This window comes from Corallococcus sp. CA053C (assembly GCF_003611675.1).
Taxonomy (GTDB): Bacteria; Myxococcota; Myxococcia; order Myxococcales; family Myxococcaceae; genus Corallococcus.
The window spans coordinates 37,877-47,669 of the sequence record NZ_RAWA01000028.1; the positions used below are offsets into that span (position 1 = coordinate 37,877).

Below are 9,793 nucleotides of genomic sequence, written 5' to 3' on the forward strand. Positions count from 1 at the left end.
GGCCCGACCTATTTGGTCGTCGCGGTGAAGACGCCGTCCCAGTCCCCGGGAGGCGGCTGGAGGCGGTAGGAAGCCACGGCGTCCAGGTAGCGGCGGGAGACAGGGTCCTCTGGCCAGCGGGCGAGCACGGCCTGGAAGCGCTCGCTGGCGCCGTCCCAGTCGCGGGCGGAGAAGCACGTCACCGCGTCCTCGAAGGTGGCCAGGACCTCCACGTCCACGGGTGAAGGCGCTCCCAGGGCGCGCAGTTCGTAGAGGCCCACGGGTTCGCGCTTGCCCTTGACGCGCACGGCGCCCAGGCGGCGGGCGGTGACGTGGTCCTTCACGAGCGCGTGGGTGTGTTCGGAGATGAGGACGCGGGTGCCGTACTCCTTGTTGAGGCCCTCCAGGCGGGAGGCGAGGTTCACCGCGTCGCCCATCACGGTGTAGTTGAAGCGGTCGTGGGTGCCCATGTGGCCCACGTTCATGAAGCCGGTGTGGATGCCCACGCCGATGTCGACTTCGGGCTGGCCGGCCTCGCGCCAGCGGGCGTTGAGCGCGTGCAGTGTGTCCAGGAACGCGAGCGCCGCGCGGCAGGAGCGCAGCGCGTGGTCCGGTTGATCCACCGGCGCGCCCCAGAAGCACATGATGGCGTCGCCGATGTACTTGTCGAGCGTGCCCCCGTGCTGGAAGACCACGTCCGTCATCGGGGTCAGGTACTCGTTCACCAGGGCGACCAGCCGCTCCGGTGACAGCCGCTCCGACAGCGTGGTGAAGCCTCGGATGTCGGAGAAGAGGACGGTGAGTTCCTTGCGCTCGCCGCCCAGCTTGAGTCGCTCCGGGTGGGCGAGCACCTGCTCCATCACGCTCGCATCCAGATAGTGCTGGAACGCGTGGCGCAGGCGGGCCTTCTCGTGGTCCACGGAGAGGTAGCTCAGGAACAGGAGCCCCACGGCGGTGGTCATCAGCGAGGCCACGGGCACCACCGTGGCCACCTGGAGGCCGATGCCGAACAGGGTCTGATCCACCTGGAGGTACGTGGCCACCAGCACCAGCGCCGCGACCAGCATCCACGCGGTGCGCACGCGCGGCAGCAGCCGGGCCAGGACCCACGCCGCCGCGAGCATGAAGGCCGCCTCCAGCCGCCACGCCGTGGCGGGCCGGGTGAGGAAGTCCTGCCGGAGGATGTTGGAGAGGACGGCCGCGTGGACGAAGACGCCGGGCTCCAGCTCGCGGAACGGCGTCACGCGCTGATCAAAGTTGCCCGTGAGCGTCAGGCCCACCAGCACGGCCTTGCCGCGCACGGCGGCCGCGTCGAACCGGCCGTCCACCACGTCCCCCAGGCTCAGCGTGGGGAAGACGCTGGCGTCGCCCGGGTAGTTGACCAGGAGGAAGGGCTCGGACTCCGGCAGCGGGACGTAGCGGTGCGCGTAATGCGGCCGTCGCAGGCGCAGGCCCACGAGCCGGCCCGTGTCCACGTCCAGCATCGGCTCCACGGCCTCCGCGCCCACGTAGGCGGCGGCCACCTGCACATCGAGCGACGGCAGGAAGCCCCCTGCCCCTTCCAGCTTGGCGAGCGGAGGCAGCCTGCGCAGCGTCCCATCCGCATCGGGCACGGCGCTGAAGAAGCCCAGGCGAGCGCTGGCACGAGCCAGCTCCGGCAGCGGCGTCTGCGCGGAGTGGTTGCGCCACCCGGGCACCCCGGCGAAGTCGTGCGCGATACCGGCGGCGGGCGTGAGGGGGCTGAAGAACCGGCGCAAGAGGTGCGGCGCGAGGAGCGGGGCGCGCTCCTGTTCCTGGGCCGCGAAGAGGGCCTGGTCCCCGGAGGGATAGACGATGACGCCCTGCACGGCCTGGGGCGTGCGCGCGAGCGCGGCGGCCAGCGCGGCGTCCCCGGTGTCGGTGGCGCTCGCGGCCAGCTGCTTCCTCCAGGTGGCGAGGGCCGGGGCCACGGTGAAGGCCTCCGGGGACTCCTGGAGCACGCGGTCGAGGGTGCGGGCGGCCTCGGCGCGCGCCTGGGAGGCGGCACCGGGGTCCTCGTCGGCGAAGACCATGTCCAGGCCGATGGCGGTGGCGCCGGCCTCCCGCAGGTGATCCACGGCCAGGGCCAGCTTCTCGCGGGGCCAGGGCCAGCGGCCGTGGCGCTGCACGCTGCGCTCGTCCACGGCGACCACCGTGACGTCCGGGTGGGGGGCCCGCGGGCCACGCACCTGGAACTGGAGGTCGGTGATGCGGCCTTCGAGGACGTGGACGCCGCGCACCAGCAGGGGCACGGGCGGAGCGCCTTCGGACACGAGGCCGATGGCGGGCGTGGCCTCCACCCAGGCGTGGAGCCCACAGAAGAGCGCGGCCACCAGGAGGGCGAGCAGTTCGAAGCGGTGGCGTGACAGGACGGTCTTCATGCCGGGGGGCATGGTAGCCGCAAACCTGACACGGGGGCTCCGAGGCCCGAGACAGGGGGCTCCGGGAGGGATACAAGGCCGGCCCGTGGGAACGACCTACAAGCAGTCCGGAGTAGACATCGAGGCCGGCGACGCGTTCGTCGAACGAATCAAGCCCCATGCCGCGCGCACCACGCGCCCCGAGGTGTTGGCCGGGGTGGGCGGGTTCGGCGGTCTGTTCGCCCTGCCGCCCGGCAAGTACCAGGCGCCGGTGCTGGTGGCGGGCACCGACGGGGTGGGCACCAAGCTCAAGGTGGCCTTCCTCGCGGGGCGCCATGACACGGTGGGCATCGACCTGGTCGCCATGTCGGTGAACGACATCCTCACCTGTGGCGCGGAGCCGCTCTTCTTCCTCGACTACTTCGCCACCGGCAAGCTGGAGGTGGACGCGGCGGCGGAGGTGGTGAAGGGCATCGCGCTGGGGTGCGAGCAGGCGGGGTGCGCGCTGCTGGGCGGGGAGACGGCGGAGATGCCGGGCTTCTACGCGCGGGGCGAGTACGACGTCGCGGGCTTCTGCGTGGGCGTGGTGGAGCGCTCGGCCATCATCGACGGCAAGACGGTGAAGCCGGGGGATGCGCTCATCGGGCTGACGTCGTCGGGCCTGCACAGCAACGGCTACTCGCTGGCGCGCAAGGTGCTGCTGGACGACGCGAAGCTCCCGCTGGACGTGACGCCCGAGGGGTTGGATCGCCCGCTGGGTGACGCGCTGCTGGAGCCCACGCGCATCTACGTGAAGGACGCGCTCGCGCTGTGCCAGGCGGTGAAGGTGAAGGGCATGGCGCACATCACCGGCAGCGGCATCCCGGGCAACCTGCCCCGGTGCCTGCCGGACGGGACGCGCGCGGTGCTGAGCGAGTCGACGTGGAAGAAGCCGGCCATCTTCGACGTCATCGCGAAGACGGGGAACGTCGCGCGCGACGAGATGTTCAGCACGTTCAACATGGGCCTGGGCCTCATCGTCGTGGTGGCGAAGGAGGACGTGGCGAAGGCGCTGGAGGTGCTGCGCGGCCGGGGCGTGGAAGCGTCCGAGGTGGGCCGGGTGGAAGCAGGCCAGGGCGAGGCCACGGCGGTCATCGACCCATGAGCGCGCGACGGGCGCGGCTGGGGGTGCTCGTCAGTGGCGGCGGGAGCAACCTGCAGGCGCTGCTCGACGCGGCCCGGCAGGAGGACTTCCCGGCCGAGGTGGCGTGCGTGGTCTCCAACGTGCCCACCGCCTACGGGCTGGAGCGCGCGCGGCAGGCGGGCGTGCGCGCGGAGGTGGTGGATCACAAGGGCTTCGGGTCGAAGGCGGACTTCGAGGCCGCGCTGCGAGGCGTGCTGGCCGACGCGGGCGTGGAGTGGGTGTGCCTGGCGGGCTTCATGCGGCTGGTGAGCGCCGACTTCCTGAAGCACTTCCCCGGGCGCGTGCTGAACATCCACCCTTCCCTGCTGCCCGCGTTCCCGGGACTGCATGCACAGCGGCAGGCGCTGGAGCGTGGCGTGAAGGTGGCCGGGTGCACGGTGCACTACGTGGACGCGGGCACGGACACGGGGCCCATCATCGCGCAGGCGGCGGTGCCGGTGCTGCCGGAGGATGACGAGGCGAGCCTCAGTGCGCGCATCCTCGCGGAGGAGCATCGGCTGTATCCGCTCGCGGTGCGGCTGGCCGTGACGGGCGCGGTGACGCTGGACGGGATGCGCACGCGGGTGGATGCCATCGTCACCGGGGATGGACGCGCGCTGCGCAGTCCGGGTGCCCCGAAGTGAAGGACGCGGTGCGGGGGCCTGCTGCTTCCGAGGGTCCTGCTGCGAACACCACGGCTTCGGGATCAGCGGATCCGTCCGCATGCGGCGGCGCGGTGGATCATGCGCAGGCGTCCGAAGCAGCCGCCCGCGACACACGCCGAAAGGCCCTGCGCGACGCGCCCGTGGTCCTCGTCAGTGCGTGCCTGCTCGGCGAAGCCTGTCGGTACGACGGACGCTCGCAGCGCTCGGAGCGGGTGCTCGCGGCACTCGAAGGCAAGGCCGTGGTCCCCATCTGTCCGGAGGCCGCCGCGGGCATGGGCATCCCCCGCCCTCCCGTGGACCTGTCCGGTGGCACGGGCGTGGACGTCTGGGCCGGCCGCGCACGGGCCCTGACTCGGGACACGCGCGAGGACCGCACCGCCGCGTTCCAGGAGGGCGCGCGGATGGCGCTCGACGCCGCGCGGCGGTTCGACGTCCCGGTGGCGCTGCTGAAGGAAAAGAGCCCTTCGTGCGGCAGCCAGCGCGTCTACGACACCGGCGTGCTGCGGCCCGGTGAAGGCATCACGACCGCGCTGCTGCGCGCGGACGGGCGCACCGTCGTCAGCGACGAAGACCTCTAGCCCCGCGCGGGCAACACCAACTCATCCCCCGGACGCGGCGCGAAGCACGCCTCCACCTCCGCATCCGTCACGTCCGCGAGCGTGGCCGGGCTCCAGCGCGGCTTCTGATCCTTGTCCACGAGCACGGCCCGGATCCCCTCCCGGAAGTCCGGCCGCGCGGTCAGCGCCTGGCTCAAGCGGTACTCCACCCGCGCCATCGTGTCGTAGTCCCTGCCGCGACCCTCGCGGAGCTGGCGCAGCGTCACCTTGAGGCTCGTGGGCGACATGCGCAGCAGCGTCGCGCGCGTCTCCTCCGCCCACGGCGAACCCTCGCGCTCCAGCGCCGCGAGGAGGTCCTCCACCCGGTCCCCCCGGAAGCACCGAGCGATGTCGCCCGCCCGCGCTTCGAGCGCCGAAGTCCCCGGCTCCGCGATGAAGCCCGCGAGGACATGCGCCGCCACGTGGTGACCCGGCCCGCTCCAGTCCGCGGCTACCAGCGCGTCCAGCACCTCCTCCAGCCGCGAGGACTCCACCCGGTGCGTCGCATACCCGAGCCACACCGCGTCCGCCGCGTCACACCGCGCGCCGGTCAGCCCCAGGTACGTGCCCGTCTCGCCCGGGAAGCGCGGCAGGAACCAGCCCCCGCCCACGTCCGGGAACAGGCCGATGCCCGTCTCCGGCATCGCGAGCACCAGCCGCTCCGTGACGGCCCGGAACGCGCCGTGCACCGACAGCCCCAGCCCACCGCCCATGCAGATGCCATCCACCAGCGCGATGAACGGCTTCGGGAAGTGGTGGATCCGGTGGTTGAGCGCGTACTCCGCCAGGAAGAACTCACGCGACAGGGGGCCTTCCCCCTCCGCCTCCGGGCGCCCGAGCGACCCGGCCACCGCGCGCACGTCTCCTCCCGAACAGAACGCCTTGCCCCCCGCGCCGCGGATCACCACCGCCTTCACGGACGGATCCCCCGCCCATGCGTCCAGCCGGGGATGGAGCGCCCGACACATCTCCAGGGAGAGCGCGTTGAGCGCCTTCGGGCGGTTGAGGGTGACAAGGCCCACGGGCCCCCGGGTCTCCAGCAGCACGTCCTCGCTCATGCGCGCGGGGATATCAGGCCCGGCCGTGCACGCTTGGGAGATTCCGGGGGTGACATGGCGCCTAAAAAAGGTATGGGGAGAAAATGACTTCCGCAGCGCCCTTCCTGCGCGCCGCCGTCTTCGACATGGACGGCACGCTCGTCGACAACATGGACTTCCACAACCGGGCCTGGGTGACGCTCGCCCGGAGGCTCGGCCTGGAAGGCCTGACCGCCGAACGGTTCCAGAACGACTTCGCGGGCAAGAAGAACGAGGAGATCTTCCCGGAGCTGCTCGGGCGGACGCTGTCCGTGGCGGAGCTGGACGCGCTCGCGGAGGAGAAGGAGTCCCACTACCGCGCCATCTACCGGCCCTACCTGGCGCTGCACCGGGGCGCGGAGGCGTTCCTCCACCGCCTGCGGGACGCGCGCCTGCCCATGGCCGTGGCCACCGCCGCGCCGCAGGGCAACCGCGAGCTGGTGCTGGATGGGCTCGGGGTGCGACCGCTCTTCGTGGCGGTCGTCGGCGCCGAACAGGTGAAGCGCGGCAAGCCCGCGCCGGACATCTTCCTCGCGGCGGCCGAGGCGCTGAAGGTGCCCCCGGAGGCGTGCGTGGCCTTCGAGGACGCCATCAACGGCGTGCTGTCCGCGCGCGCCGCCGGCATGGTCACGGTGGGCATCACCACCACCACCACGGCCGAAAAGCTCAAGCAGGCGGGAGCCCACTTCACCGCCGCCGACTTCGACACACTGCCGCCGGCGCTGCTGGCGCGCCTCTTCGACGCCCGTCCCTGAGGGCAAGCCGGGGGGCCTGTCGGACCCGGAAGGGCGCGTGCCAAAAGGGCGCCAGACGCGGTGACGTTGTGTAGTGTTCGGCCGCCATGTCGACGTCCGCCGCCAAACTCAAGCTCCCCTCGGGCCCGTCCCGGCACGTGTACGACGTCATCGTGCTGGGCAGCCAGGTCGGAGGCGCGCTCGCCGCCGCGCTCCTGGCGAAGCGCAACCACCGCGTGTTGCTGGTGGAGCACGACGGCATGGGCCCCGGCTACGAGCACGACGGCTTCGTGCTCCCCTACGCCCCCTTCGTCGCGCCGCCCCTCAAGGCGATGCCCGTGGTGGAAGAGGCCCTCGCCGAACTGGGGCTCGCGACGTCCATCGGCCGGGCGCTGCGCCCCCACGTCCCGGAGCTCCAGCTCGTCCTGCCCAGGAACCGCGTGGACCTCACGGCGGACGCCGCCCGCCGCCGCGCGGAGCTGACGCGCGAGTTCGGTGAGGCCGGCGAGGGCATCCAGGGCGCCCTGACGGGCAGCGCCGCCCAGCACGAGGCCACCGACGCCTTCTTCAAGGAGGGCCCCCAGCTGCCCCCCGACGGCTTCTTCGAGGCCTGGAAGCTCAAGGGGCTCATCAAGGAACACCCCGGCCTCACGGCGACGCCCCGGCTCGCGAGCGAGGACCCCGCGCTGTCGCTGGTGCGCGGCCTGCTGCCCTTCCTGGTGCACCTGGAGAAGCCCTCCGCGCCCCTGTCGCTCACCCGGGCCCTGTCGCAGGTGCTCACCTCGCCCTCCACCTACCCCGGCGGCATGGACGCCCTGCGCGACGTGCTCACCCGGCGGCTCGCGGAGCTGGGCGGCGACGTGCTGGGCCGCGACAACCCGGCGGGCTTCATCGTGGAGGAGCTGGCCTTCGACGGCAGCAAGTTCGCGGGCGTGAAGCTGGTGCGCTCGGACACGCTCTACCGGGCCTCCTGCCTCGTCACGGCCACGGACTCCGGCGCGCTGCGCCGGCTGGTGACGGACAAGAAGCACCACCGGGGCCTGCTGGAGCACCTGGACCAGTCCAACACCAAGTCGCTGCTCTTCGCCGTGAACTGGGTGGTGCCGGAAGCGGCCCTCCCGCGCGGCATGGGCGAATTGGTGCTGGTGGACACCCAGGACCCGGAGCTGGGCCCGCTGCTCGTGCAGCAGCACCCGGCGCGCACGGTCTCCTCCGGGACGAGCAAGGACGTGGAGGGCGTGCGCGTGGTGTGCGCGGGCGCCTTCGTGCCGGCCTCCGCGCGCGACCTGGGCGAGGAGCACCTGCAGGCCCTGGCGCTCAAGATCGACGAGCACCTGGACCGGCTGATGCCCTTCACGAAGCAGCACCGGGCGCTGCGGTCGGCCCCCTACCTGGACGCCGGGGGAGTGCGCGGCAGCCGCCTGATGCCCCACCCCCTCTACAGCTTCGAGTCGGAAGCCTTCCTGGGCGTCACGGGGTTGAATCAGCGCACGCCGGCCAAGAACGTGATCCTCGCGGGCCGCGAGGTGCTGCCCGGCCTGGGCCTGGAGGGCGAGCTGCTCGCGGGGATGCGGGCCGCGAAGCTGGTGCAGGACATGCTGAAGAAGAAGGATCCTCTCAAGCGGTAGGCGTCCGGCACGGATCCGGCTGGATTTTCGGACTGTTTCTGGTAGGGTCCGCCGCTCTTTTAGGGCTGCCGTAGAACGCCCCAGTTTTCAAGGAGTTAGCAGTCATGGCGTGGAAGTGCGACCTCTGTGGGAAGCGTCCGCTGGTGGGTAACAACGTCAGCCACGCGAACAACAAGACCAAGAAGCGGAGCCTGCCGAACCTGCAGAAGCTGCGGGCGAATGTCTCGGGCAGCATCGAGCGCGTTCTGGCCTGCACCCGCTGCATCAAAGCGGGCAAGGTGACCAAGGCCGCCTGAAGTCCGGGGTCCTTCCGGTGGGCACGACGCGCGCTATCAAGGCAGCGCTTCCGCCCACCGAACGGCTCCACCCCCGCGCGGATGACCTGGACCTCCTCCCTGTCGAGGCGGTCGTTCGACGGTTGCATCAAGAAGACCTGATCGCCCTCCACGCGGTGCGTGAGGCCCTGCCCGCGGTCGCGGCGGCGGCCCGGACCGTGGCGGAAGCGCTGCGCGTTGGCGGCCGGCTGCTCTACGTGGGCGCCGGCACCAGCGGACGGCTCGGCGTGCTCGATGCCAGCGAGTGTCCCCCCACCTTCGGCGTGCCGGCCACCTGCGTCCAGGCGGCCATCGCGGGCGGAAGGCGGGCCCTGACGCACGCCGTGGAGGGCGCCGAGGACGACGTCGACGCGGGAGTCAGGGCGGTGCGCGCCTTCCGGGCGACGCCGAGCGACGTGGTGTGCGGCATCTCCGCGAGCGCCTCCACGCCCTATGTCCGGGGCGCCCTGGATGAAGCCCGCCGCCTGGGGGCCCACACGGTGCTGGTGTGCTGCAACCCACCCGGCAGTGCCCTGCGGGCGGACACGGTGGTGCTGGCGCGCACGGGGCCGGAGGTGGTGGCGGGCTCCACACGGCTCAAGGCGGGCACGGCGACGAAGCTCGTGCTGAATGCCATCACCACGGCGGCCTTCGTGGCGCTGGGCAAGGTGTACCGGGGGCGCATGGTGGACGTGCGCCCGACGAACGCGAAGCTGCGGGCCCGCGCGGCGCGCATGGTCGCGGAGCTGACGGACCTGCCTCCCGCCCGGGCCCGGTCGCTGCTCGATGCGTCCGGAGACAGCGTGAAGCTGGCGCTGGCCATGCACTTCACCGGGCTTCCGGCGGCCCAGGCGCGGCGCAGACTCCAGGCCGGGGGCCTGCGGGCGCTCGCTTCTCCTGCGTCCGGGCGGGCACCGAAGCGGGGCGTACCAGGGCCCCCTCCCCCAGCGAAGACGGGGCGAGGCCTGCGCCGAGCGTCGAGCGCCGCAGTGCCCCCAGCGGCACCCACCTCCGAGCAGGCAGCGGAGACGCGTGGAGGCAAGCGCCTCCGAGCATCGAACCCGGCAGTGCCCCCAGCGGCACCCACCTCCGAGCAGGCAGCGGAGACGCGGCGCGGCAAGCAGCCCCGAACGTCGGGTCGGTGAACACGTACTTCTGCCAGTCCAGGCCCACGCGCGCGAAGGCGATCTCCACCAGCTCCTTCACGGTGTGCGTCTCGTTGGTGGAGACGACGTAGTCGTCCGGCTCGTCCTGCTGGAGC

The 9,793-nt window shown here is 72.2% G+C and carries 9 protein-coding genes and 1 pseudogene; 7 read left to right on the forward strand and 3 right to left on the reverse strand.

All coding sequences use genetic code 11. The annotated features are described in order from the left end of the window. Positions 1–8: 8 nt before the first annotated feature. On the reverse strand, positions 9–2,378 hold the full coding sequence (locus D7V97_RS06275) for a CHASE2 domain-containing protein (RefSeq protein WP_158623291.1): 2,370 nt from the start codon (positions 2,376–2,378) through the stop codon (positions 9–11). 85 nt (positions 2,379–2,463) lie between these two features. On the opposite strand from D7V97_RS06275, the gene purM reads away from it, so the two are divergent. From purM to D7V97_RS06290, 3 genes are all read left to right on the forward strand, one after another. Then, positions 2,464–3,501 carry a phosphoribosylformylglycinamidine cyclo-ligase gene (gene purM / locus D7V97_RS06280; protein ID WP_120609679.1) on the forward strand — a complete coding sequence of 346 codons (1,038 nt, stop codon included), beginning with the start codon at positions 2,464–2,466 and terminating at the stop codon, positions 3,499–3,501. Further along, complete coding sequence (gene purN / locus D7V97_RS06285) at positions 3,498–4,163, forward strand: phosphoribosylglycinamide formyltransferase (RefSeq protein ID WP_120609680.1); 666 nt, start codon at positions 3,498–3,500, stop codon at positions 4,161–4,163. Before purM ends, purN begins: the two co-directional genes overlap by 4 nt. Before the next feature lie 92 nt (positions 4,164–4,255). Beyond that, a complete protein-coding gene (locus tag D7V97_RS06290; RefSeq protein WP_233582541.1) occupies positions 4,256–4,762 on the forward strand; it encodes a DUF523 domain-containing protein in 507 nt (168 codons plus the stop codon). On the opposite strand, the gene D7V97_RS06295 is transcribed toward D7V97_RS06290, so the two are convergent. Beyond that, positions 4,759–5,838, reverse strand: a complete 1,080-nt coding sequence (locus tag D7V97_RS06295) for an enoyl-CoA hydratase/isomerase family protein (RefSeq protein ID WP_120609682.1) — start codon at positions 5,836–5,838, stop codon at positions 4,759–4,761. The two genes, D7V97_RS06290 and D7V97_RS06295, sit on opposite strands and share 4 nt — an antisense overlap. Positions 5,839–5,921: 83 nt before the next feature. Here D7V97_RS06295 and D7V97_RS06300 point away from each other — a divergent pair, with 83 nt between their 5' ends. From D7V97_RS06300 to murQ, 4 genes are all read left to right on the forward strand, one after another. Next, positions 5,922–6,611 carry an HAD family phosphatase gene (locus D7V97_RS06300; protein ID WP_120609683.1) on the forward strand — a complete coding sequence of 230 codons (690 nt, stop codon included), beginning with the start codon at positions 5,922–5,924 and terminating at the stop codon, positions 6,609–6,611. 86 nt (positions 6,612–6,697) lie between these two features. Further along, on the forward strand, positions 6,698–8,218 hold the full coding sequence (locus tag D7V97_RS06305; RefSeq protein ID WP_120609684.1) for an NAD(P)-binding protein: 1,521 nt from the start codon (positions 6,698–6,700) through the stop codon (positions 8,216–8,218). Positions 8,219–8,322: 104 nt separating this feature from the next. Beyond that, the gene (gene rpmB / locus D7V97_RS06310; RefSeq protein ID WP_120609685.1) at positions 8,323–8,514 is read left to right on the forward strand and encodes a 50S ribosomal protein L28; all 192 of its coding nucleotides are present in this window, start codon (positions 8,323–8,325) and stop codon (positions 8,512–8,514) included. Positions 8,515–8,531: 17 nt separating this feature from the next. Then, on the forward strand, positions 8,532–9,677 hold the full coding sequence (gene murQ, locus D7V97_RS06315; RefSeq protein WP_233582542.1) for an N-acetylmuramic acid 6-phosphate etherase: 1,146 nt from the start codon (positions 8,532–8,534) through the stop codon (positions 9,675–9,677). 58 nt (positions 9,678–9,735) lie between these two features. On the opposite strand, the pseudogene D7V97_RS46745 reads toward murQ, so the two are convergent. Beyond that, a pseudogene (locus D7V97_RS46745) lies at positions 9,736–9,793 on the reverse strand (hypothetical protein); the annotation flags it as partial.

Coding starts and splice junctions, on each gene's coding strand:
- D7V97_RS06275 (WP_158623291.1), bottom strand. CDS start 2,378: ATGAAGACCGTCCTGTCACGCCACCGCTTCGAACTGCTCGCCCTCCTG.
- purN (WP_120609680.1), top strand. CDS start 3,498: ATGAGCGCGCGACGGGCGCGGCTGGGGGTGCTCGTCAGTGGCGGCGGG.
- D7V97_RS06295 (WP_120609682.1), bottom strand. CDS start 5,838: ATGAGCGAGGACGTGCTGCTGGAGACCCGGGGGCCCGTGGGCCTTGTC.
- D7V97_RS06300 (WP_120609683.1), top strand. CDS start 5,922: ATGACTTCCGCAGCGCCCTTCCTGCGCGCCGCCGTCTTCGACATGGAC.
- D7V97_RS06305 (WP_120609684.1), top strand. CDS start 6,698: ATGTCGACGTCCGCCGCCAAACTCAAGCTCCCCTCGGGCCCGTCCCGG.
- rpmB (WP_120609685.1), top strand. CDS start 8,323: ATGGCGTGGAAGTGCGACCTCTGTGGGAAGCGTCCGCTGGTGGGTAAC.